The organism is Fangia hongkongensis FSC776 = DSM 21703 (assembly GCF_000379445.1).
In the GTDB taxonomy this organism is placed as follows: Bacteria; Pseudomonadota; Gammaproteobacteria; order Francisellales; family Francisellaceae; genus Fangia; species Fangia hongkongensis.
The window spans coordinates 1-25,070 of sequence record NZ_KB902272.1 but is presented as its reverse complement, the minus strand read 5'-3'; the positions used below and the strand labels follow the sequence as shown (position 1 = coordinate 25,070).

At 38.9% G+C, this 25,070-nt stretch carries 23 protein-coding genes; 12 read left to right on the top strand and 11 right to left on the bottom strand.

Annotated elements, in window-relative coordinates:
• Positions 1–72 precede the first annotated feature (72 nt).
• The 3 genes from rsfS to A37Q_RS0111545 all read left to right on the top strand — a co-directional run bounded on the left by rsfS (position 73) and on the right by A37Q_RS0111545 (position 2,573).
• Entirely contained in the window at positions 73–414 is a 342-nt protein-coding gene (rsfS, locus tag A37Q_RS0111555; RefSeq protein WP_018300436.1) for a ribosome silencing factor, read from the top strand.
• A gap of 31 nt (positions 415–445) precedes the next feature.
• Positions 446–1,105 (top strand): phosphatase PAP2 family protein, encoded by a 660-nt coding sequence (locus A37Q_RS0111550; RefSeq protein ID WP_018300435.1) that lies wholly within the window; start codon positions 446–448, stop codon positions 1,103–1,105.
• Between the two features lie 142 nt (positions 1,106–1,247).
• Positions 1,248–2,573: a cation:dicarboxylate symporter family transporter gene (locus tag A37Q_RS0111545; RefSeq protein WP_018300434.1), complete on the top strand. Its 1,326-nt coding sequence runs from the start codon at positions 1,248–1,250 to the stop codon at positions 2,571–2,573.
• 64 nt (positions 2,574–2,637) lie between these two features.
• Here the strand turns inward: A37Q_RS0111545 and A37Q_RS0111540 are convergent, their stop codons facing one another.
• Positions 2,638–3,303 (bottom strand): response regulator, encoded by a 666-nt coding sequence (locus A37Q_RS0111540; RefSeq protein ID WP_026196678.1) that lies wholly within the window; start codon positions 3,301–3,303, stop codon positions 2,638–2,640.
• A gap of 189 nt (positions 3,304–3,492) precedes the next feature.
• On the opposite strand from A37Q_RS0111540, the gene dnaX reads away from it, so the two are divergent.
• Positions 3,493–5,142, top strand: coding sequence for a DNA polymerase III subunit gamma/tau (gene dnaX / locus A37Q_RS0111535; protein ID WP_018300432.1), 1,650 nt, complete (start codon positions 3,493–3,495; stop codon positions 5,140–5,142).
• Here dnaX and A37Q_RS0111530 read toward each other — a convergent pair.
• Positions 5,137–5,571 carry a GNAT family N-acetyltransferase gene (locus A37Q_RS0111530; RefSeq protein ID WP_018300431.1) on the bottom strand — a complete coding sequence of 145 codons (435 nt, stop codon included), beginning with the start codon at positions 5,569–5,571 and terminating at the stop codon, positions 5,137–5,139. The genes dnaX and A37Q_RS0111530 overlap by 6 nt on opposite strands.
• Positions 5,572–5,757: 186 nt before the next feature.
• On the opposite strand from A37Q_RS0111530, the gene lepB reads away from it, so the two are divergent.
• The 5 genes from lepB (at position 5,758) to A37Q_RS0111505 (ending at position 11,736) form a co-directional block, all read left to right on the top strand.
• Complete coding sequence (gene lepB / locus A37Q_RS0111525; RefSeq protein WP_018300430.1) at positions 5,758–6,591, top strand: signal peptidase I; 834 nt, start codon at positions 5,758–5,760, stop codon at positions 6,589–6,591.
• A complete protein-coding gene (gene rnc, locus A37Q_RS0111520; RefSeq protein ID WP_018300429.1) occupies positions 6,591–7,271 on the top strand; it encodes a ribonuclease III in 681 nt (226 codons plus the stop codon). The genes lepB and rnc overlap by 1 nt, the downstream gene beginning before the upstream one ends.
• 2 nt (positions 7,272–7,273) lie before the next feature.
• Positions 7,274–8,191, top strand: a complete 918-nt coding sequence (truB, locus tag A37Q_RS0111515) for a tRNA pseudouridine(55) synthase TruB (protein ID WP_018300428.1) — start codon at positions 7,274–7,276, stop codon at positions 8,189–8,191.
• Positions 8,184–10,580 carry a ribonuclease R gene (gene rnr, locus A37Q_RS0111510; RefSeq protein ID WP_018300427.1) on the top strand — a complete coding sequence of 799 codons (2,397 nt, stop codon included), beginning with the start codon at positions 8,184–8,186 and terminating at the stop codon, positions 10,578–10,580. Before truB ends, rnr begins: the two co-directional genes overlap by 8 nt.
• Before the next feature lie 91 nt (positions 10,581–10,671).
• Entirely contained in the window at positions 10,672–11,736 is a 1,065-nt protein-coding gene (locus A37Q_RS0111505) for a beta/alpha barrel domain-containing protein (RefSeq protein ID WP_018300426.1), read from the top strand.
• On the opposite strand, the gene A37Q_RS16315 is transcribed toward A37Q_RS0111505, so the two are convergent.
• The 7 genes from A37Q_RS16315 to A37Q_RS0111470 all read right to left on the bottom strand — a co-directional run bounded on the left by A37Q_RS16315 (position 11,737) and on the right by A37Q_RS0111470 (position 21,674).
• A complete protein-coding gene (locus A37Q_RS16315) occupies positions 11,737–11,913 on the bottom strand; it encodes a hypothetical protein (RefSeq protein ID WP_018300425.1) in 177 nt (58 codons plus the stop codon).
• A 333-nt stretch (positions 11,914–12,246) separates the two neighbouring features.
• Entirely contained in the window at positions 12,247–12,984 is a 738-nt protein-coding gene (locus A37Q_RS0111495) for an SDR family oxidoreductase (RefSeq protein WP_018300424.1), read from the bottom strand.
• Positions 12,977–13,402: an acyl-CoA thioesterase gene (locus tag A37Q_RS0111490; protein WP_018300423.1), complete on the bottom strand. Its 426-nt coding sequence runs from the start codon at positions 13,400–13,402 to the stop codon at positions 12,977–12,979. Before A37Q_RS0111490 ends, A37Q_RS0111495 begins: the two co-directional genes overlap by 8 nt.
• Before the next feature lie 89 nt (positions 13,403–13,491).
• Positions 13,492–14,811, bottom strand: coding sequence for an NCS2 family permease (locus A37Q_RS0111485; protein WP_026196676.1), 1,320 nt, complete (start codon positions 14,809–14,811; stop codon positions 13,492–13,494).
• Positions 14,812–14,953: 142 nt separating this feature from the next.
• The gene (locus A37Q_RS0111480) at positions 14,954–15,673 is read right to left on the bottom strand and encodes a Hint domain-containing protein (RefSeq protein ID WP_018300421.1); all 720 of its coding nucleotides are present in this window, start codon (positions 15,671–15,673) and stop codon (positions 14,954–14,956) included.
• Between the two features lie 113 nt (positions 15,674–15,786).
• On the bottom strand, positions 15,787–16,668 hold the full coding sequence (locus A37Q_RS0111475; RefSeq protein WP_018300420.1) for a polymorphic toxin-type HINT domain-containing protein: 882 nt from the start codon (positions 16,666–16,668) through the stop codon (positions 15,787–15,789).
• Positions 16,669–16,826: 158 nt separating this feature from the next.
• Positions 16,827–21,674, bottom strand: a complete 4,848-nt coding sequence (locus tag A37Q_RS0111470; RefSeq protein ID WP_018300419.1) for a hypothetical protein — start codon at positions 21,672–21,674, stop codon at positions 16,827–16,829.
• Positions 21,675–21,798: 124 nt separating this feature from the next.
• Between A37Q_RS0111470 and A37Q_RS0111465 the strand changes: the two genes are divergently transcribed.
• On the top strand, positions 21,799–22,269 hold the full coding sequence (locus A37Q_RS0111465; RefSeq protein WP_018300418.1) for a hypothetical protein: 471 nt from the start codon (positions 21,799–21,801) through the stop codon (positions 22,267–22,269).
• A gap of 185 nt (positions 22,270–22,454) precedes the next feature.
• Here the strand turns inward: A37Q_RS0111465 and A37Q_RS0111460 are convergent, their stop codons facing one another.
• Both A37Q_RS0111460 and A37Q_RS0111455 read right to left on the bottom strand, forming a co-directional pair.
• Complete coding sequence (locus A37Q_RS0111460; RefSeq protein WP_018300417.1) at positions 22,455–23,369, bottom strand: polymorphic toxin-type HINT domain-containing protein; 915 nt, start codon at positions 23,367–23,369, stop codon at positions 22,455–22,457.
• Between the two features lie 120 nt (positions 23,370–23,489).
• The gene (locus A37Q_RS0111455; RefSeq protein WP_018300416.1) at positions 23,490–24,320 is read right to left on the bottom strand and encodes a polymorphic toxin-type HINT domain-containing protein; all 831 of its coding nucleotides are present in this window, start codon (positions 24,318–24,320) and stop codon (positions 23,490–23,492) included.
• A 198-nt stretch (positions 24,321–24,518) separates the two neighbouring features.
• On the opposite strand from A37Q_RS0111455, the gene A37Q_RS16630 reads away from it, so the two are divergent.
• A complete protein-coding gene (locus tag A37Q_RS16630) occupies positions 24,519–24,809 on the top strand; it encodes a polymorphic toxin-type HINT domain-containing protein (protein WP_154648687.1) in 291 nt (96 codons plus the stop codon).
• A 43-nt stretch (positions 24,810–24,852) separates the two neighbouring features.
• A partial coding sequence (locus A37Q_RS0111445) for an IS1/IS1595 family N-terminal zinc-binding domain-containing protein (RefSeq protein ID WP_018300414.1) occupies positions 24,853–25,070 on the top strand: 218 nt, incomplete at its 3' end.

Here is a 25,070-nt window from a genome sequence, read left to right as displayed (position 1 = left end):
TCTTGCACCTGATTACAAGATAGACTAGAATTCTAGGCCTGTTTAATCGCCTGATATAATTATAACAACCTTATGGAAACACAAACTATTCTTGACAGTACTATTGATGCACTAGAATCTATTAAAGCCGAAGATATTAGTGTAATGAATGTTGAACATTTAACCGAAATGATGAGCTATGTCGTTGTTTGTACAGCCACCTCTGTAACACATGCAAAAGCATTAGCAAATAACCTACAACAAGAAATCAAAGCAAAAAACATCCCCATCCTTGGTGTTGAGGGACAATCAAAAAGCGACTGGGTACTGGTTGATTTAGGTGATATTATTGTTCACATCATGTTAAAAGAGACGCGCGATTTTTACCAACTGGAAAAACTCTGGGACTTAAAGCCAAGCACTCAGCAGGATTAACTTAACACATTCACAAAGGATAGCGTGAATTATGTCTTTTCAAACACTTGCAAAAAACACCATCGCTTATGGAATACTCTGTATTATCCTGTGCATCATCAGCTATATCTATGTTGATAGAATCCTTGCCATTTCAATGAATATGTCCATTAGTGGTGGTTTGATTGATAGCATATTTAAACTATTAGACGATATTGCTGACCCTAACACATGGGCAGGGATATTTGTCATTGTGTTTTTAATTAGCCTCTGGAAAGCCTTCCGTAAAAAGCATAGTCAAAAGCTTTATGTATTTACCTTAGCGCTTTTTATTGCCTTAGCAGTTGCCAGCGTATTGAAATTTTCTCTTGCGCGCTATCGCCCTGATTTATATTTATCAGAAGGGCTCTATGGCTTTCATTTTCTCTCCATGCATTCAACATTTAATAGCTTCCCATCAGGACATGTAACTTTAAACTTTGCAGGACTACTTGCACTTGGTTATGTCGTGAATAAAAAAAGCTTTGCCAATATAATGCTGATTCTTGCCATTATCATTGCTATCTCTAGAATCCTATTAGATAAGCATTTTTTAAGTGATGTTTTAGCTGGAATGTATATTGGTATTTTCTCCTACCTTTGGGCACGCTATCTTGTTGAACTGTACTTTTCAAAAAGGCAAACCAGACACTCTAGCCAACCACACAACTGACCCAGCAACGTATAAATAAATCTTTTTTATTAATACGATAAGAAATAAGTGTGATATTTTTTTTGCCCAACTGCATACAATTTCATATGATGAATAATCCGTTGAGATTTTTAGTTACATATAATTGAGGAAGTGAACCAAAGTGTTAATAGTCATATTTTTAATTTTAATTGCGCTACTGATTATAGCACAACTAAAAGGCATCAGCTTTAACTTGCGGGCTGTCAGCTCTTTAGTCATTGGCGTTGTTTTTGGCATTTTTGTCAAAACGACAGCTGATGTGCCTTCAGAGAGTTTAATTTCACTTTTAAATTTCTTTAGTGATACCTACATAAGCCTTCTGAAAATGCTTATTATCCCACTTGTTTTTACTGCTATTATTCATGCTATTGTCAATTTGCGTCATCATGAAGGCAGTTATTTAACAAGAATGGCATTTAAAAGCATTGCTGTTATTCTTATTTTAACGGGCATTAGCGCCGTGATTGGTGGCTTTATTGGCAGCATAATGCATATTGGCACAGGAATGCACTTTGATAGTGCGCTCAATATGTCTCACTCTAACACAAGCATTGTTAGCACGGTTGTTGGCATGCTACCAAGTAATCCTATTGCTGCAATGGTGAATAACAATGTTATTGCTGTAGTTATTTTTGCTGCCTTTTTAGGTGTTGCAGCGCTTAAGCTTCACAAGCAAGATAATAAAGTTGCCGAGCCTTTTATTGGCGTTGTTCACTCTACTTTCTTTGTTGCCAAAAAGCTCGCTAATATGATTATTTCTTTAACGCCTTATGGTGTTATTGCACTGATGTCTTTAATGACGATAGAGCACGGACTTAGCACTTTATTGCAAATGATTAACTTCATTGGCGCGATGTATATTGCTATGATTGTCGTTATGATCATGCATACGATCTTAATTGTCCTCTCTGGCGTTAACCCTATTTTTTACTATAAAAGTGTATGGCGTGCCCTTCTAGTTGCTTTCACGACACGTTCAAGCTTTGGCACATTACCTGTAACAATGGATGCGCTTTCTAATCGATTAAAGCTCTCTGAAAGTGTCTCTAACTTTACACCAAGCATCGGGGCTACCATTGGGATGAATGCTTGCGCTGGGGTTTACCCGGCGATGCTTGTTGTGATGACACTTGCCATTATGGGTGAGCCTATCACTTGGCAGATTATTTTACTTGTCGGTGCTATTAATATGATTGCCTCGCTAGGCGTTTCAGGCATCCCTGGCACCGCATTTGTTGCAGCTGGGGTTACCTTTGCTACACTTGGATTACCATTTAATATCATTGCCTTAGTGCAAGGCGTTGACCCGATTTTGGATATGGGCAGAACGGCTACCAATGTTAATGGCACAATGACAACAGCTGTGATTACTGATAAAACCACAAAGCTTGATCCTGAGCTCGCCACAAAAGACAATAACGCACTTGAAGGCGCAACAAAAGCTTAATCTAACACAAGCGACATTCTCTATTAAGCTTTGATGGCAATCACATCACTTGCATTCATATCATCTAAGGCTTTTCTTTTTGAATAATATAACCAACACCACGAATGGTCTTAATATAATCGCTTGGAATCTTTTTGCGAATATTGTGAATATGGACTTCCAAAGTATTAGAGTCCACCTCTTCATCCCAGCTGTATAACTTTTCCAACAGTTTGCTTTTTGAAATCACTTTCCCTGTATTTTCTAATAAGCACTCAAGCAGAGTAAACTCACGCCTTGAGAGTTTCACAAACTCACCATTATTAGTTACACTTTTAGCAGCAGGATCAAGCTCCAAAGCTCCAAACTTGATAACAGGGTCACTTCTTCCAGCTGAACGTCTAACCAAAGCACGCATTCTTGCTAGAAGCTCTGATAAGTCAAATGGCTTGGTTAAATAGTCATCCGCACCTGAATCAAGTCCTCTGACCCTATCATCAATCGCATCTCTTGCTGTTAGCAATAATACTGGCACAGGGTTTTCTTTTGCCCTTAATTTTTTCACCAAAGTAATGCCATCCATTCCCGGAAGCCCAATATCCAACACCACAGCATCGTAAGGCTCCGTCTCAAGCGCCTGAGATGCCATCTTGCCATCAACCATCAAATCAACAGCGTAATTGTGTTGCCTAAGCCCCTCCACAATGCCATCACCTAACATTTCGTCATCTTCTACTACCAGTATCCGCATATTATTCTTTGCTCATTTGATAATAAGCCTATCCTAACCGATCTTCAAATAACTTAATAGCTTGCCATAGCATAAAAGCCTCTTTGATAGCATCTGTAGATCCTACATGAAATACAGTTAAGAAACGTTGTAAAATAATTTATGTTGGGTATATACTTAATTGCAGATTCAAACGATAGTTATACCCGAATGTCTTATCAGGTACTTGCAAGGAAATATAGACCTCAGAACTTCAATGAAGTTGCTGGTCAAAATCATGTACTTAACAGTCTTGTGCATGCACTGGATCAAAATAGATTACACCATGCTTATCTTTTTACTGGTACACGAGGCGTTGGCAAGACCTCTCTTGCTAGATTGCTTGCAAAATCACTGAACTGCCTTGAGGGCATTTCCTCTACGCCATGTCAGAGCTGTGCAAACTGCCAAAGCATTACCAACGGCAGTTTTGTTGATTTGATTGAAATTGATGCTGCATCACGCACCAAGGTGGAAGATACACGCGAAATTTTAGATAATGTTCAATATATGCCTTCACAAGGACGCTTTAAAGTCTATCTTATCGATGAAGTGCACATGCTCTCTACACATAGCTTTAATGCTCTATTAAAAACACTTGAAGAGCCGCCAGAGCATGTTAAGTTTCTACTGGCAACCACCGATCCACAAAAGTTGCCTGTTACTATTTTATCTCGATGCATACAATTTCATTTGAAGCATTTGACCAACAAACAAATCACCACGCAACTATCTGATATTCTCACGAAGGAGAAGATCTCCTTTGACAGTGAAAGCACCTCACTGATTGCCCATGCAGCAGATGGGAGTATGCGTGATGCATTAAGCTTAACGGATCAAGCCATTGCCTTTGGTAATGGCGCAATTTGTGCCGAAGATATTAAAGAAATGCTCGGTATGATTGATACAGATATGATCGATAATCTGATTGAAGCTATTTTATCAAAAGAAGTAAATACCATCCTTTCTCTTTGTGATGAGATTAATATAACTGGTCGCGCCCCAAAAGCTGTTTTGGATGCTTTAGCAAATGCTTTTTACTATGCTGGTGTGTTTCAATTTACAAAGACTTATCAAGCTGATAACAGCCCTTGTTCTGAACGCATCAATGTAAAGCTTGCAACCACCTTATCAGCAGATATGCTCCAACTGTACTATCAACTATCGATTAAGGCAAAAGAAGATATTGCGCTTGCCCCCTCTTATGAGGTTGCCCTTGGAATGGCATTATTAAGGCTTTGTGCATTTGATAAGCTGGAGAGAAAAACACACTCAAGCACGCATATACCAGAGAATAACGCACACCCTGAGATAAAAACTGCACCTGATAATACCCAGCGAAAATTAACACAAAATATACCTAAACCAACAACGGATGAAAAAAAATCTCAAAGCACTACTTCTCAGAGCGCTCATAACTGGTATGAAATAAGTCAGTCTTTGAAATTGAAAGGCACAACTTTGCAGGTGGCTTTAAACTCAAAGCTTATTTCAAACAATAATGGCATCTATACCCTGTTACCCTCTAGTAACATCAGCGCATTTGTAACGGATAAAACAAAAGAAAAACTTGAAGCTGCACTCGAGGCTTATCTACAAAGCAAAGTTAAAGTTGAGTTTGTTGATACGCATGATTCAGCAAAAGCACAACAAAAACCATCACCCCAAAAAGAGCTGACAACGCCCGCTCAAATACAACAAGAGAAAAAACAAAATCGTATTCAGCAAGTGCACGACTCACTGCAAACAAACCCCGATGTACAAGCGCTCTATGCGCTTGGCTTTGAGCTTGACCCTAAGAGCATACGTTTGAAATCATAGCGCTTTTTCCATGCGAATATGCATGATACCATCTTCTTCAAATTCAGCGCCAACAGGAATATACCCTTGCTTTTGATAAAACGCCTGTAAATAACACTGTGCATCAAGCGCAATATGGGTGCAACCTATATAGCTATTGACAATCTTTTTCTCCGCCTCGATGATTAGCTTTGTTGCCAACCCTTTTGAACGTGAGCTGCTATCAACAAGCACTCTGCCAATAATGGCTTTTTGCTCCTTCTCATAGATCCGCACATAGGCAATAAGCTTTCCCTCTTTTTCTATGCAACCGTGCCAAGCAACTTGATCTTTATAATCTAGATCATTGTAGCTACAGTTTTGCTCAACAACAAAAACACGTGCACGAAGTGCCAAAATAGCATAAAGCTTATCAAGAGTAAGTGCTTGATAGGGGTACCAAATAATCATAAAAGCATAGCGATTTTTATCTTTCCCCTTATAATAAAGCGATAAGCATAAAGCGCAATAGCGTAAAACATTGATTTTTGTGGCATCGATACCTATCGCAGATTATTTTAGAGTGATAAAGATGATAAGCTTAAGGGGTAATAGTTTCACAGAGTTCATATTGAAGGTAATAAAGGTAATAACAAAATGAATATTGATTTTAGCTTTTGGTTGCTTGTCTTGACAATTGCATCTGGTGTCATTGCACTGATTGACAAATTTAAATTTGAGCCTAAGCGCTTAGCACCTGTTTTGGACCAACTGAAACCAATGAAGAAAAAAGAGCGCCGCAAATTCATCCAAAAAAATAAAGTACTAAAAGCGCCTGTTATCGCTGATTATGCCCGCTCATTATTCAGCGTGTTTCTGATCGTCTTTATTTTACGTGGTTTTTTAATTGGCAATTATTTAATTCCTTCTGCTTCAATGACGCCAACCTTACCTGTGGGCAATTTTATCCTTGTCAACCAAACCGCTTTTGGCATTAAAAACCCAATTACGAATAGCACTTTAATTGCAACCGGTGAGCCTAAGCGTGGGGACATTATTATCTTTCACTACCCGGTAAATCCCGGTGTTGATTTTATCAAACGCGTTATTGGTGTGCCGGGTGATGTCATCTCATACAAGGATAAAAAACTCACCATCAATGGCATTCCTGCAAAATACACCAACTGCAAAGACAATCAGGCCAATAGCTACAATGGCAACACAGCAAATACGATCTGCACGGAAAGCTTTGATGGTTCATCACATCAAATTGACAATATCGCCAGTGCGCCATCTGCAAATTTCACCAATCTTGTTGTACCAAAAGGCATGTATTTTGTGATGGGTGATAACCGTGATAATAGTGAAGATTCACGTTATTGGGGATTTGTTCCTGAAAAGAATGTTGTCGGTAATGCTTCACTTGTCTGGTTTAGCTGGAACTCTCTAAATCACTCTGTGCGCTGGAATGAAATAGGCAAAGTATTATAATGACTCAAGATTTAGATAAACTCTACCGTTTAATCAATTATACCTTTAACAATCCCGCACTGATACAACAAGCGCTCACGCATAGAAGTAAGACAAAAGCGCATAATGAGCGTTTGGAATTTCTTGGCGACTCGGTACTTGGCTGTGTTATTGCCGAGGCACTTTATCATAAATACCCGCATGAAGATGAAGGAATTTTATCTTTACTCAGAATGTATCTTGTGCGTGGAAAAACCTTAACGGATATGGCGAAAAATTTTGAGCTTGGCGAGTTTATGTCATTTGGTATTGGCGAGCTGAAATCTGGTGGACATAAACGCTCTCGCTTATTAGAAGATGCATTTGAAGCACTGATAGGCGCAATCTACCTAGATAGTGACTTCATCACAGCTAAAAACTGCATCCTTGCATGGTATGATGAAAAATTAAATGCGCTTAATATAGAAGAGCACACCAAAGATCCAAAATCACGTTTGCAAGAGTATCTTCAAGCCGCGATTCACATGCCGCCAAATTATGAAGTCATTAATATCACAGGTGAAGATCATGATCAAACTTTTACCGTTGAGGTTTCTCTTGGCTCTCTTAATCAATGCTATCGCGCTCAGGGAAAATCCCGCAAACAAGCTGAGCATGGTGCAGCCAAAGCCGCACTTAAAGCTATTAATAATAAGAAATAAAAATGGCAAGAAAACGAAAAGGTGATGCCATTAATGGCATTATTATCCTTAATAAACCAAAAGGACTCTCTTCTAATCAGGCACTACAGCGTGTAAAGCGACTTTTCAATGCACAAAAAGCCGGTCACACTGGCAGCTTAGATCCTATGGCAACAGGTGTACTACCCATTTGTTTTGGTAAAAGCACAAGAATATCACAGTATTTGCTTGATGCAGATAAAAGCTACTTTGCCACGATACAACTTGGTATGACTACAGATACAGGTGATACTGAAGGCAAAATCATTGAAGAAAAAGCAGCTGGAAAATACACCATAGAGCAAATTGAAAACGTACTTGCGTTATTTCGTGGTGATATACAACAAATCCCACCGATGTTCTCAGCTTTAAAATCTGGTGGTCGACCCCTTTATGAGCTTGCCAGAGAAGGGATTGAAATTAAAAGAACGCCGAGAGATATTTCTATTTACAGCTTGAAGTTACTTAATTACTCACCAGAGAAATCCACTATTGATATCCATGTAAAATGCTCCAAAGGCACTTATATTAGAACCTTAGGGATGGATATTGCCAGAGCACTTGATACCGCTGGGCACCTTAGCATGCTCAAACGAGATGCCTGCGGTCTTCTCAATCACCTACAGATGCTTTCTTTAGATAATATTGAAGCATTAAGCCCTAATGAGCGCTATGCATCTTTGATAAGTAGCGAGTTTCCATTTACAGATAAACCAATTTTTACTATACCTGAAAGTGAAGAAACCACATTCTATCAAACAGGTAAGCTTATGAATACAGCTGAATTACATGGAATTATAAGACTGTATAACACAAATGGCTTTATTGGCATTGCTGAATTTGATCATGGGCATATTCATAAAAAGCAACTTTTTCCACAAGGCATTATAGATAATGACTAAAAAGAAATATGGGGTCGATAGCGATCCAAATAAAGCGCTTGAGGCGCAAAAATATAAACATCCTATTCCAAGTCGCGATGTTATTCTGAACTATTTAAACGACCTTAAAAAACCCACTGTATTTGAAAATATTGCCGAGGCGCTCTCACTTCATAGCTCATGGCAGTTAGATGCACTTGCCAATAGAATTGGCGCAATGCTTAGAGATGAACAGCTTGTTCAGGATCAACGCTATTTTCGCCCTTTCCATAAACCTCAGCAAATCATCACCGGTGAAGTTCACATTCAAAATGATGGCACGGCACTTGTTTCAAGCAGTAATAAAAAAACCAATGCGTTCTTACCACCCGCTCAGGCACGCCTTGTCTTTGATGGTGATATTGTGTGCGCCTGTATTTTAGGGCTTAATCGCAAAAATCGTCTTGAGGCTAGAATTGATAGTATTGTTAAAAGAAATACCCATGAAATTATCGGCCGCTACTTTCATAAGCTTGATACGCATATTATTCAGCCTATTTCTAAAACAATGCCAAAGCATATTCTATTAAGCCCACCCAAGGATGTGATTGAACCAAATACCCTCATCAAAGCACATATTATTATTCAACCATCACAATTTGGTCCTGCAGTGGCTCGTTTCTCTGAGGTAATTGAAGAGCAATCCCCTGTATTAACAGCAATCTCAATTGCCAGCAAAAAGCATAATTTAATTGAAGAGTTTTCAACCAGAACGCTGAACAGTGCCAAAAAGCTACCTGATCATGTGCTTGATAAGGAGATATCCTCGCGCAAAGATCTACGTGATTTGCCCTTTGTGACAATAGACGGTGAAGATGCAAAAGATTTTGATGACGCTGTTTATGCGCATAAAAGCACCACTGGCGGCTGGAAGCTTTATGTGGCGATTGCGGATGTTTCTTATTATGTCAAAGACTCAAGTGCACTTGATAAAGAAGCCCAAAAACGCTCCACTTCAGTTTACTTTCCAGGTTATGTTATTCCTATGCTGCCTGAAAGGCTCTCTAACGAGCTTTGCTCGTTAAAGCCAAGGGTCGATAGATTAGCGCTTATTTGTGAAATGAATATCAGTAAAAATGCAAAACTGACGCGTTATAAGTTCTACTCAGGCGTGATTAATTCAAAAGCAAGATTAACTTACACGGAAGTTGGCAAGCTTTTAACACATAAAGATAATAGTATTTACAAGGACACACCCGATCTAATTCCAAATTTATTTGACCTTTATGATTTATATAAACTATTGGCAAACGCACGCGAAAACCGTGGCGCAATTGATTTTGATACGGTAGAGACGCAAATTCTACTCGATGAGCACCAGCATATTTCTTCTATTATTCCAAGACATCGAAATGTGGCACATAGAATTATTGAAGAGTGTATGCTTTTAGCTAATGTTGCAACTGCCAAGTTTTTTGAGCGCAATAAGACACCAGCACCTTATCGTGTTCATCAGAGCCCGCCAAGCTCTAAAGTGCAAGAGTTGAAAGTCTATTTAAAAACCCTTGGGATTGAATTTGCACCCAAAGAGCCAATTACACCACAGATGTATGCGGTTATGCTTGAAAATGCCAAAACGCGCGAGGATTTTAACAACATACAGCTCATGTCACTCAAAAGCATGAATCAGGCAATTTACACCCCTGATAATCATGGCCATTTTGGGCTTGCTTATGATGCCTATACACACTTTACCTCTCCTATCAGACGTTATCCTGATTTGTTGGCACATAGGACCATCAAAAGTATTTTAAAAGAGAAAAAATTTGGTGCTAAGCTCTATAGTGCAGCAGAGCTTGATGCATTATGTGCGCATGCTTCCACACAAGAGCGAAATGCTGATGCTGCTTCCAATGATGTTGAGAAATGGCTAAAATGCCACTTTTTACAAGATCGTATTGGCGAGATTTTTACAGGAAAAATCACCCATGTAACAGGCTTCGGTTTTTTCGTGGAGCTAACAGAGAACTATATTGAAGGCCTTGTCCATATTGCCTCTATTCCAAATGATTATTATATCTTTGATGACACACGTCACCGCCTTGTTGGTGAGCGTACAAAGAAAATCTACACCATTGGACAAGAAGTACAGATTCAACTGATACGTGTTGATCTAGAAGGTGGGCATATAGACTTTGAGCTCGCGATTAATGGTGTTGGAAGAAATGATTTAGATAACTATTCACCAAACTATCGCTCTGGGACAAAAAAACCAAAAATCAACGCCCCAACCGAAAGCAACAAAGTCTATCATTCTTATAAATCTCGCAGCCAGAAAAAGAAAAGACCAGCGCAAAAAACAGCTAGCACCCTCAGTAAAAAACCACGTAAGAAAATAAAAAAGCGCAGTAATGCTAAATCAAAATCTTAAGACTTACACATTTACGCTCAATCCTGCAATAGCCTTTGCATTTCTAAAATGAATCATGTAGCATAACGAAAATTCACTGATTGGTTTTGCTATGCTTCACCCCACTTATGATATTCATAAATCTTATCTAGAGAATTATAACGATGGCCCTCAGGTTGATTTTGAAATCCCTGAGCGAATCTCTCTTCCTGCTGTAAAAATATGGGATTTCACACTAAACTCCCCCATCGGTATACCGGCAGGCCCACTGTTAAATGCAAAATATGTCTCACTGTATGCTAAACTTGGCTTTGATATCCCAGTGTATAAAACAGTTAGAACCATTGAGCGAGAAGCACATCCAAAGCCAAACTGTCTAATGGTTGACAGCAGTAAATCACTGACAGAAAAAGATATTTCTCAGAGCATCTACCCTTTTGATCGAAGTCCCACGACCACACAAGAAATTGCCATTACCAACTCATTTGGCATTCCAAGCAAGCCGGTTGAAATTTGGCAACAAGATATTGAAACAGCCAATAAAGCACTTCATAAAGATCAGCTCATGATTGTCTCTTGTGTTGGCACTCCTCTTCCACAAAGAAATATTATCGAGGATTTTGTTCTGTGCGCTGAAAAAGCCGTTGAAGCAGGTGCTAAAGCAATCGAGCTTAACTTCTCTTGCCCAAATGTTGTCTCTAAAGAAGGCAGCATTTTTCAAGACCCTGAGCTGTCATCCGCCATTTCAAAGGCAGTTAAAAAAGCCATTAAAGCCACGCCTCTTATGATCAAAATGGGCTATATTGCTTCAAAATCGCATCTAGGGCAAATCCTAAAAGCAAATGCACCTTTTGTTGATGGGATTGCTGCGATCAACACCATCTCCATGCAAGCAAGACTTAAAAATAACCAGCAAGCACTTCCCGGTGAAGGCAGGTTAAATAGTGGTATCTGCGGCAGTATCATTAAAGATATGGCACTTGAAATGACAAAACGAATTCACCATATTCGCCAAAAAGAAAAATATGATTTTATCCTCTGTGGCGTTGGCGGCATTGTTGGGTTTCAAGATATTAATGATTATTTAGATGCTGGCGCTGATATTGCCATGAGTGGCACAGGTGCTATGTGGCACCCACTACTTGCCCATGAATGGCAAAAGTATAAAGCTAATTAACTACCCAAGGCCAGATGACACATGATTCACAGAAGCACCATTAACAAATTGGTTTGTATACGCAGGATTTTGCTGTGAAGGATAGTCAGTATTCGACGCAAATACTGGCCCTACTGTTCCTAACAATAAAGATGAAATTAAAGTAATTCCTATAATTTTTTTGATAGACTTCTTCATGATAACACTCCTTTTATATTTTACTCTCTAATAAAAAGACCCTTATGGGTGTATAATTTCCTAGGTTTGCTCTAGGATAGTTCAAAGTATAAAGTGAGATTATTAAATGAAGCTTAAGAAATATAAAAAATGTGAAATTTTGAATAACAATGTAAATAGCGCCTACTATACCACGCGCAAATCATTTTGCGGTGTTTAATGTTGAAGAAGTTTTTGATAGTTTTGAGTCATTGGGTTGCAGGTAATAGCTCGGACTATTAGCAATATCTGATGACTCAAAAGAACAAGAAATTCAATGGCAGAAATAGGGTAAAATGGTTTGCGGGTGGTATATTAACGCATATACATACCACCATTTATTTGAATACACTCTCCTGTCATATAACGCGCAGCTGGTGAGGCTACAAATGCCACCATCTCAGCCACATCTTCAGCACTTGCCATATAACCTACTGGAATGCTTTGTGTAAATTGCGCCTTTTGAGCTTCCCCCAAAAGCGACAGCATATCAGTGTCAACAAACCCAGGGCAAATTGAATTCACCGTTACCTGTTTTGCAGCATATTCAAGAGCAACTACACGCATAAAGCCTTCTATCCCTGCTTTGGAAGCCGAGTAATGCGCAAACCCCTTTTGTGGGTAGTGACTTAAAACACTACTGATATTAATCACTCTACCATAGCGTTTTTTTGCCATATGAGAGATAAAAGACTTTGTCATTTCAAAAGCTGAGTTGAGATTGGTTGTAATCGTCTCGCTCCATTTCTCAGCGCTTAATTTAACGCTCAGATCCATTGTGCCAATCCCTGCGTTATTGACCAAAATATCAGGCATCATTTTTGCCTTTTTGAGTCTTTCTTGCAGCGATTTGATTGAGACTAAATCAGCAACATCAAGATATTCGGCAATAAACCCTTCTTGCTCTAAGCGTTTAATATCACTTTCAGATCTTGCAGTTAAGATAACCCTAGCGCCTCTTTTTTGCAACAGCCTACCAACTTCATAACCTATCCCTCTATTTCCCCCTGAGACAAGTGCTATCAGTCCATTTAAACTTAAACGCTCAAACATTAAATAGCTCCTTTAATTTCAGCGGAACCTTAGCTAACTTATGGGTTGAAGGCGAGATAAACGCACAATCAATAAAGCCCATATAACAAAGCTCGTTTTGACTATTGTATATTTCATGATACAGCGACAAAGTAGTCGGCGAGATATCAATAACACTGGTATTAATTGTTAAGCTCTCAGGGTAAAAAACCGCTTTGATATATTTGACAGCAATATTGCGAAAGACAAGACCATTGCCCTCAATATCGCCTAAGCTCATTTGATAGGATTGTAATAAGTTAGAGATCGTTTCGGTCAGATAATCAAGAACAATATGGTTACTGACATGTTGCCCAGCATTCACATCAAGGAATCTAACAGGGAGTGTATAGCTAAAGATATTCTCACGCAAAAAGCGCTCAGGTTTGACTAGTTTCATCGATATATCACATCATTCATATTTCACTGAGCGAGTGTTATAACACACTTAATAAGAGAAGATCCAGCCTATCAGCTCACTCTCTTGATCTAAAGCACGCTCAGTGAGCTGAGCATGATTAAAAAACAACAAACCGTGATAATAACAGACATCGGTGTCAACGCTTTTCGGTTATGAAAAAGGCTAATTAAAAACCAAGTGACCATCCCCCAGACAATCCCCTCTGATATTGATAAGGTTAAAGGCATAAGAACAATGGTAACAAAAGTTGGAATCGCTTGAGTTAAATCATTCCACTTAACATGCTGAATAGATGCCATCATCAAGCAGCCGACCATAACAAGTGCAGGTGCCACAACAAAAACAGGCACCATAATAACAAGTGGCGCTAAAAATAAAAAAGGCAGAAACAGTAAACCCACAACAATAGAGACAACACCTGTTCTTCCACCTGCCGCTATCCCTGTTGCAGATTCCACAAAAATTGCCGTTGGCGTATTACCAACCAAACCTGCTGCCGATGCTGCTACTGAATCGACTAAAAGAGACTGGCGTATTCTAATTGGCTGACCATTTTTATCAAACCAGTTACAAGTGTGTGCGAGCCCCAGCAACACACCTGTGCTGTCAAAAATATTAATAAAGAGAAAAGTAAATATCGCCGGCAATAAAGCAACTTTTAAGCTTCCCAACCAGTCAATAGAGAAAAATAATGAAAAATCAGGCAGTGCCACAATGTGACTAGGTACATGAAGTAAGACATGTTCTCCAAAGATGCGCCCAAAGGGCAATGCTAACACACAGCCAACGATAATCGTTAATAGCATTGCTGCACGAAATCTAAGTGCCATTAAAATCGCTAAGATAAAAAAGCAGATAAGAAAGACAAAAGTCTGTGCTGATAAGGGTGTAATCTCTAATAAACCAGAGGGCGCTTGGCGAATAAAGCCGGCATTATAAAAGCCCACAAGTGCAATGAAAATCCCAATACCTGCACCGATGCCATGTTTTACGGCATTAGGAATACCGGCAAGAATTTTGGTGCGAATATTAAATACGGCTAATAATACAAATAACACCCCTGACCAGAACACCGCACCAAGCGCTGTTTCCCAAGGGATGCCCCATGCTTTGACAATGGTGTAAGTAAAAAACACATTCATCCCCATAGCTGGCGCCAATGCATAAGGGTTTCTGGCATAAATCCCCATTGCAATGGAGGAAAAGGAAGATATGATCACGGTGCTTGTCACCAGCGCTGGCGCACTCATTCCTGTTTGTGACAGGATTTTGGCATTAACGACAATGATATACAACATTGCCAAAAATGTCGTAATTCCCGCCATAATTTCAACACGCCAACGGGTGTTATTCTCGGAGAACTGAAAGTAATTTTCTAGAGATTTCATGCGTAATCACATCTTACTGCGAATATTAAAAGCGCCATTTTATACTTAATTGAGAGCTTTGTACAAGGGATAAATTTCAACTGTGTTACTTTTAAACTTTAGTGTAATCATACTTGGAAGCTCAAGTTTTTATAGCCACTTTTTATACAGCATCCCTGAGGCCTGTATAGTTTTTTCCCCATTCATATGGTTCAGCTTTCTTTTTAAAATATGGGTCGTGATCAATCAAATGCCTTAAGGCTGTTACTGAGCTTTCATCCAACGGCTCAAACAAATGAGTCTGCTTATGTGGAAATGCATCAAGCAATGTCACAGGACTCGTTCTAAGCGCTATTCCATGAGAACTTAAAACTTCTGATACAGTTGCTTTTTTGTCCAGAGATTTTATCTCTCGCAAATGATTCATATCTTCGGTTGTAAGCCCATAGACTGTACCTACTGATTGTTCATTTTCAATACTTGATGATAGAGACACTGGTGAATTATTAGGTGTCATTGAAGTCATCTCTATATCACCATCTGCCCACATATTTGAATTATGCACCCACACCCCACTTTTCCCAACAAAAAAAGTGTGCGTTTTTTCAATCGTTAGGTCAAATACATCTCTATGGTGACCAAGACTTTTGAATGCTGTTATCTGAATATCTTCCCCTGTAGAATCAACACCATTAAGAGCTGAACTAGATTTGCAAGAATGGATTTTGCCCACTTGCATAAAGCCTTTATCTTGAATATAAAATGGATGATTTCCTGTACATTCTAACTTCTCATCAATATTAAGCTTATTAACCAACACATCCCAAGTAGGTTTATCTTTATGGTGATAACAAGCATTTACTCTATTAAATATCAGCTTCATACTTAATTAATCTTATTGAATACAATCATAATGTTCATATTTTATCTATTTACTGGAGTTATAACATACACAAATTACGTATATAACAATTTAGAAAAAACGCTTTTAGCATTTTAATACAAATAAAAATTATAATAGCCATATTGATCTACTAAAGCAGGATCAACAGTGCGCACAAATCTACCCAAATGATGCAGTGATTGCTCATCAAAAATCGTTAGCACTACACCACCTTCAAGCATTACAGCATCTTGTGCAGCAATATTAAGTGTGAGCATTTTCTCTTTAATCGCACTTGGTTTTAACTGACTTGTTGTTATAAACATCTCCGATCGCGGTAAACTGTTAGTAAACAAACGCTCAAGCAACTGATCATCAATATAAAAAGGGTTCATTTCAATCAGTCTTTCGCCATGCGAAATCCGTGGATACTCCAGTAAAAGTGCTGCCCTGAAATCTGAATAGTCAAACCTAGATGTCCATAACGCACTTACCCTTTCAGATGTGATCAAAAAGCTAACAATATTGTATCTTGCATCATCATTCAACTGCGAAAGATGTCGACCTTGATAGACAGATTCCATATGCATCTCTTCTATCCCTCTTTCTGCCTTTTTTCTTACTGCGGGCTTCTGCATCACCTCAACAGACTCTCTACCGTCACAGGTATTATGCACCCATAAACCAAATCTCTCAATAAAGAAACTATGCGAGTCCAAAATCGACAGATTATAAACATTTTCCACTTGTGAGCTACATATTACTGATTCAATGATAGCCTGAGCGTTAGTTAACAAATGTAGTCTCATCCCTCTCAGTAATGCATAAGCAGGCAAAAATCCATAGTCTTTAATGTAAAAAGGGTGCTCTTTCGTGCAGTACAACTGCTTTTTAAACGATACTCCTTCCCCTAACAGTACTCTAACTGTTAGACAAAACAATGCTTTATCACAAAAAGCGAATGTTCGATCAACTCGGTTAAACGTTAAAGCCATGCATTATTTCCATCAATGATTCACTGGGTGATATTCTAGGCTTCCACTTAATTCATTAACATACGTAAAATACGTATATCCCTAACTGAGATTTTAGCATGTAGTGTGTCATAGTAAGTAACCTTAAAAGCTTGTTATTCATGAATGACTTACTCGTTTCATGGAGCAGGCACAGTAATGGTCACACCAGATAGTGTTAATCTATTACATGCAGCACTTTGATTAGATGCTAAACTTACTGATGTTTTGCCAAAGTTTAGCTGACAGCTATTATTATTGTGATTAGCGCCACCAAAACTCACCATTGCTGTTGCCCCACTTGGCATTTGTGAGGCAGCATAGTAAAAATTAACGCCATCATCTTGTGTATTTGGCTTAATCGTCAACTCAGTTTTTTCAGGGTACTTATTAGCAATATCCAATTGGAAATGGTTCTGATTTTGAGAAGAAATACTCGCCTGTTGCCCTGCTGTAGCGGATGCTCCAGTATTAAACGTCCAAATTGGCCCTTTTGGTATTGGCGTAATGCCATAATGTAAGATTGTAATTGCTGGATCGCTTGGATTTTGATGCATGTTAATGGTAGTTATTTGATTTTGATAGACAGGTACTGAAAGTGGCAAAAGCACACTGGTTGACGGGCTATCTTCTACGCCCTCAGTGCCTGTGCTTACGATATAATTAAAATTACGAGCGCTTTGAATGCTATCACCTGAAACACTCAAGACGTATGCTGTTGGTGAAAGTAGTGTGCTTCCTTGATAAAGCGCATAAGGCGATGCATAGGTTACTTTCGAAGTTGTTGCATCAATCGCTGGCGATGTGCCAGATTTAATCTGAGCCCAAGATGGCGCTGTACACCCATCAGCGGCATTAGGGCTTGGCGTAAATTCAACTGTATAGACCGCACAGCCGCCTTTAGGACAGGTTAATAACTCTGAGGTTTTGGTTTTATATTTGCTCTTATTGGTATCATAACTTGCATAACAGCCTGCATCTAAAATTCTGGCAATACTGTCGGAATTAGCAAAGGCTAAATAATCGATTATCGTTTGTCTGTTTTCATTATACTGACCATTATTACAAGTTCCATAAGGTGGTGTGATTCTCTGGTCATATTCATTTGGATATTGAATCATATTAAAATAGAGCATTCCTGAATCTTTATCATAATAATACCCCTCTGTGAGTCCACCTAAAGCAGTTGTATTGCCTTTATAATTCGCATCAATCCCATTATAAAAAGCCTGATTAAGTGCACTTTTTCCCGCATAGGCATCTACTTTTCCCCAGCCATGACTAGAGAGTGCTTTCGCTGTCGCTTTACAGCTGTTAAATGCCCCTGAACTTGTCACAATGGATGGGCAAGAGCTTGCAGTGTCAGTCACATCACCATTGGTAAAATAAGGTGAAGTTTGAAGATAATTTACTCCTGAATTCCATTGTCTTGGTGCTTTGTAGATTTTAATATCAAAATCACTTTTTTTGAACGTTGCCGTTGGTGTCCCAACACAAATTCCCACACGATTGATAAACAAGCTATCAATTGGCGCATCAGAGTAACTGAATAAAAACTTATTTTGTCCATTATAGGCATTACCACTGGTATAACGATAGCCCATATTATTCATTACCATCGCCTCATACATGTACTTAAGTCCCCCTCTGCCAGTTAAATCTGTCACAGGTTCGCTGCCATAGACAGACATATCACGCGTGACACTTAAGCCATTGATATTATTTTGCCCAGCAACGCCGATATTTACCGTTGCATATTTATGTGGTGACATAAGTGCACTATCTGCAACATTATTGCGCCCTCTTGAATCTGGCTCATCTGTTGTATATGCCGTTGAGAAAATCGCAAGATTGTTCAATGAAATCGGGTAATGATTGAGCCCACTGTCACTACAAATCACTGTAGATGCACCTGTTGTACAAAGCTTATAACCAGAGAGTGTGGCATCTCGATCTATCTCAACAGTTTGTTTATCACCATCTTGCAAAGGGGATTGTAAGTTTGCAATCTCTGTGAACACCTGATGTTTAAAGTTGGTATTCTCCCAAATATTCCCGAGCGCATATTGTGTTGGGGGTACAGATTGCTGATTTCCTTTTAACCACGAAAAGGCTGCATCCCCTGCATAACCGTAATAGCTTGTGCCACCTGCTGTATAGTTATCACCTAACTGCGCAACATTTTTATAATCCATCATTTTATGCGCATCCACCTTGGTAACCAGAAAACGCGTTTGTTGATCATTAATACTCTCAAGCATCGTGCTATTGGTTGGATCTGCGCGGAAATTGATAAAGCGATTATCCTCCATTCTGGCAGGTCCATCATAAAAGGTATAACCCTGAAAGTTGAAATTCGGGTAGATATCACCAAAAACAGCTGTGTTATTTGCAATGCCGCTTGGCAGTGGTGAAAGTGATACTTCATTGGCATTAATCGGTGCACATTGCCCCATTTCATTTTGCTTGGATACATTAAATGCTTCAGTAGTGTTAAAACTTTTATCGCCTGTGCCATAACTTTCAAAATAGCCTTCACAGTCAATATAACGTGAAACATTGTTATTCGTTACTGCGGCAAATACTGAATTTGAGACAATTCCCCAAAAACCAAGTAAATTTCCCTCAGGACCACCCCCACCTAAAAGCGTCATCCCTTGTTTTAAGGCGCTAAATCGACCATTATTGATTCCCACAAATACACCTCGATACCAAAAGGCTTTTTGCTGAATTTGCGTTAAGGTGAGCCCTTCAAAGATAACAAAAGGCGCATTTTGAGCGGTATTAATCTCATTACCAGGTGGCACAGGTTTGGGTGGTGCTGCAATCGGTTTCACGCCAGTGCCTGCATTGACAAGCGCAAAGTTTGTCCCTGCCATTACCCCATCATAACAGGCGTGTCCCCTATTACCGATAAACACAGGGTATTGATCTGCCTGCACAGTTGATGGAATTTGTGAAATATCATTAATATCTTGACGAACAAGCCAATAGGCAGCGCCTCGAAGCTGACAACCAGCAACGGAGTTGTTAATAAAGATATTTGGGTAGTTTGTGCCATTGATATTACCACCAAAGGTTGTAATCCAAAATCCACTTGGTCCAAATGAATCAAGATAGCTTCCTGTATTTGCCCCTGAGTTGGACGTATCAGGAATTTTAGCCGGATTGTAATTAAACCCAGATTGCTGAGCGAGATAATCCCCATCCCAGAATTGATTTTTCCCAACTTTAATGCCTGATTGATTCTTAACATCTGTATCTGAAATGTCATAATTAAGCGCAGCTGCCATTACCCCTGCAACATGATTTCTAACATAATGATTATCAGCGACATTGTGCCCATCTTCCAAATAAAATCCCTGTCCAATTGCCCGCACACAAACATTATTATAGAACTTTGCACCCATCGTATCATGTGTCACATAACATTTATTAAAGCTGTGATGGACAACAGAATCTTGAACACGTAAATTCTGCTCAATTCCAGTTGTGTCACTATTTAAACGATGCAAATGTACCGGATAACGACCCACTAAAGGTTGACCGAATTTCTCTATCTCCACACCGACAAGTGAGAGCTCTTCTGAAGGTGGTGGGTTTGGGTTGTGATGGGTAGCAGTAGGCGCGTGCGTATGTGTTGGGTGATGCATTACAACAATATTTCCACCAAAATACTCTTTATTTATATGCGAAACAGCGGATGCTCCTGTACCACTGACAAGTGAAGTTAACTTAATGTTTCGTGATAACAGCGCAACCTCAGCACGCTCATCAATACCAAAATTTCTAAGGTAGGAATCATACATGCTTTTTGCCTGACCTTTTTTCACATTAAAGCTTTGATCCGCCGCATTGGTATAACTTTGATCAGAAGAAAAATAGCCTGTTGTTGGTGCAAAACTACCAAAATGATAGTGTTTTAATGGTGTATTTGTTTGGATAGTTGGACACTTAGAAGAAAAACTCGGCGCACCTGCAAGCACAATTACTGAAACATTAGGTGATTTAGTTTGTGTTTCGCTATCTGGATTTGCCATCGTATAGATAGTACAAATTTGCACAATTTCTGTTTGATGGGAAACAAAGCTTGTTGTTGCCACACTGATCCAATCTCCCATTTGCCAATCTGTACCATCACCAGCGGTGACATCTTTTGCTAATACCAATAAATAAGGTGAATCACTTTTTGTAGGAGTCGGTGCACTTTGAGATAAGCTAACATTTTTATAGCTCACGGGTGCCTGCACCCACATTGAAGCATCAAAATAAGAAGGCCCTGCTGGATACATTAAATAACTCCATGCATTGGAGCCTATTTGATTGCCAAAATAAGCCAGCTCATTTACATCATATCCTGTCTGTTGTAGTGATTGGACCAATGTGTTATCAACCTTTTTAGCATTAAAATGCACATCATGAATATAGCTTTGAGGCTCATGCGCCCTTGCTGTTAGACCTTTTTTTCCATACATGAAAAGCTTACCACCATTTGTGATGGTAATATCTCTGGCGTTATAGGTAGCAATACTATTTTGAGCAATAGTGCTACATTTACTGGTATCGCTCTGACAAAGTGGCGCAGGGGCAGGTGAAGCACTTAAACTTCCCCCCATATAAACAGTAACTTTGTTTGCACTTGTAATCGGCGCGCTTTGTGAGCCCACTTGAAAAAGGCCGCCTTTTATCCAGATGCCTTGCGCGTAAATATCAATCGCTCCACTTAATTTATCATCAGCAATACAAATACTCGTGTCTTTGGGAATAATAATGGGAGGCAGTAAATTAGAGGCAGAGCCTGTCGTTTCAGTAATTTTATAGACAGTGCCTGAAGTAAGTGTACAGGTAGTAGTTGTCCCTGGAACGCATGTCTTTTTAAGCTCTTTTGCATGTGTTAAATCACTACAGCTTTCACTGGAAAATCCAAGTGCTGTACTTATTATTAAAAAACTATTTACAATAAATATGTTTCTGATGAAATCTCGCATGCTTAGCCTTAATCTCAACATTATTGAATATTATTTCAGTATAGTTTGAGAACAAATAGCGTGCTTATGAATGCCCTAATATTTTGTTATAATAATGCTAAATTTCAGTTTAAAGGATGATAATATGAAACCCATTTTAGCACTCGTTGCATTTGCGATCTCTTGCCAATTTATAGCCGCTGACAGCTATACACGACTGATGTTAGATAAAGATAGCACACCGCAAAATCCAAGTTACTTCAAATGCACTATCTCAGCACAAAAATCTTTTGCAAATGGTGGGCACCCAACTTTAGCTAAATGGACGCCACCACTTGAATTTACTGAAGTCACCCTTGTTAACTATGCGCAAAATGTAAAAGGGTTTAACGGGCTTGGCATCATCAATACCACCGCTGATTATATTAACACCCATTATTTTGCCGCCTATCATGATCCTGATTTTAAAAATGTTGCAGGCGCGAAAGAGTCTAAATACTTTTCAGGTTTTATTGATGGCTTTGTACATTGGGCAGGCTACTCAATTACTTGCAATATATTTAATCCCAAGACAAACCCAACAAAACGTGTACTTGCAGGGAGTGATTATAACTAGCATATACCACCTGCAAACCATTTTACCCTATTTCTGCCATTGAATTGCTTGTTCTTTTGAGTCATCAAATATTGCTAATAGTCCGAGCTATTACCTGCAACCCAATGACTCAAAACTATCAAAAACTTCTTCAACATTAAACACCGCAAAATGATTCGCGAGTGGTATATACTTAGGCAAATATTTTAATCAGCCATAAACTCCTCCCAGCTCTCTCTTCTAACACCCTCGGGCAAACCTAATGTATCTACAGCTTCAGGATTAACTTGCAGCATTAATTGACTCAACTTTTCCACACCTTGTTCACTAGATATGTAAAAAGAGGCCTCACGACCAATGATGTTTATTTCACCCACTATATCAACTTCATGTGCATCCATAAGCTGCTTTACCAATGGCTTGTCTGAAAAATGCAGCTCGCGAGTTTCTGGTAGATTTGCACGAGCATGCTCTGGTAAAAGATGATTCATTGCTATTAAATCCCCGTTTTTAACTTGAAACCCTGCATCTAACATCCGACCCACCCTCACACTATACTCTAGGCTTCGAACATCTGGCCAAAAAGATCTGAACATACGAGAAACCCTGTTAATCGTAGGTGATATTTGATCAAAAGGCACATAAGAGACTATACGCCTCCATATATCTGCTGTAAGTACATTTGGGTCATTAAAATCATTAAATGAGCCAGCTCGATCTCTCTCACTTACAGACGTCTCATGTACAGCAATATGCGAAAGCTCCATGCCATCACATGTATTATGCACCCATACACCCGCATTACCTACAAAATAAGTATGCGCTTTATTAACCTCCACATTATATACTGGTGCAAGCTTTATACTGTTATTTCCTTGAGGATAAAGCATCACCTTTTCTCTTTCCACACTAATACCAATATGCGAAGTTGCACGCAATTGACTCAGTACATCTATAGAGACAAAGCCTCTATCTTTAATATAAATTGGATGCTCCTTTGTACAATAAACACTCTCATAAACATTTTCATTTTCCCCTACATGCTGCTCTATATCGAGTCGAACGACACATTTGGATGCAAAGGAGAACATCTGAGTTACTTTATTAAAACTTAAATTCACTTATCTCTCCATTAAATTATTAGTTAAGTTAAGCTCACCTCATTCGCAACAATAAATAGTGCATACAGTATGCCCAATATAAGTACTTGCAGCATTAAAGTCTAATGTCACAAAGCCAATTTAGCCTACCATGCCACTTAAATCACTTGGAAGAATCACATCCACATCATGTAAAACCTCTGGAGTTCCAATAAAGAATTCAACGCCATCATATTTAATTTGAACCTGAGATTTTTCCGCCCAAGGTCGTCCTTTCACTCTAAGAGAAATACTAAAGTCATGTGTTAACTCAACACTGTCATTCATAGGTTGCAAAGGTGGATCTATCCTTTGTCTCATATAACCTTGAATTGCTCCCTTGTCAATCTTCTCTAAAATATAGTTTCTGTTTGACAGTTCAGCTATTAACTCATCTGCACTTTCAAAACCCTTAGGCGCATCCATTTCCTCTTTTAGGTCATGCCAGTCGCTTATACTGCTTGCATCTGACTCTACTCTATAAACTTGCTCCCAGCCATCAGAGTCAATGCTAGCACGGGTATCACCTCTTTCTCTTATAACTAATTCTTGAGCGGCTTGAGCATCAAGCACATTCATCTCCAAACAACTTGGATTATGAACCCATACCCCCAATTTATCGACAAAATAACTATGATGGCTTTGCACACTAAAATTATATACCGCTTTTCTCTCCATTTGCACTCTTGCATCAGCACAGATGACAACTCTTTCTCCATCAGCTGAAGTAGCATACATGCCCTTTTTTAATAAGAAAGCAGGCACAAAGCCAAGCCCTTCAATATAAAAAGGATGTTCCTTGGTTGTAAAAATAGAGGAAATACACTTTGATATAATACTGCAAATCTCTATCTTCCAGATTTCCTTGTGCTTAAAATAAAGCATTTCCTCCACACGATTAAATGCCACTTTCTGATTTAGTTTCCTTTTCACTCTCTCTCCTAACACACCACAGGGCTAGAGTGAACTATAAATGAAAGCTTTATGTTCTTCTATACGTAGTTTATGTAGCTTCCTATGTGTCAGGGTAATTGTCGCCTAGCAATAATTACTGACTTTGTGTATATACTCGCCAATATTTATCTGAAAAAATCAGGGCTGAAAAATAGCACTAACTGGAAATTTCTATAGATGAAATATATATTTAGCCGAGTTTCTAGAACTTATATGAATGCAGGCAAACAAACTCTAAGAATAAATACAAGTAGTAATATATCAATTGAGTGCACGCTAAACCATCTTATTTATATCCATAATAAAGGGTTTGTTCCTGCGCATAAATGTGCTTCTCATGATCAATTTATATCAATCTTATCAAGAAACATTAAGCTAGATAGTGTCACTATAACGTGCAAAAAATCCACAGTATTTGAATTGACCGTAGATGAATCACATACCTATTTTGTATCAAAAAAAGGGTAGTGTTTTACTTTGTCTTAACTCCGTGTAAAATGCTCAATCAAAAATGGCAAAAATTGACGTTACTTGCAGGCTATGTAAATCCAATAATACAGTAAAGGCTGGTAGGCATAGGATAAAGTCAAACCCTGAGGGAGTTCAGAAGTATAAATGCCAAGATTGTGGCAAATACTTTCAGCTTGAATATAAAGCAAAAGGCAGGCTTCCTGAGACAAAAGAAAAGATTATTGATATGTGCAACAATGGTAGTGGTATTCGTGATAC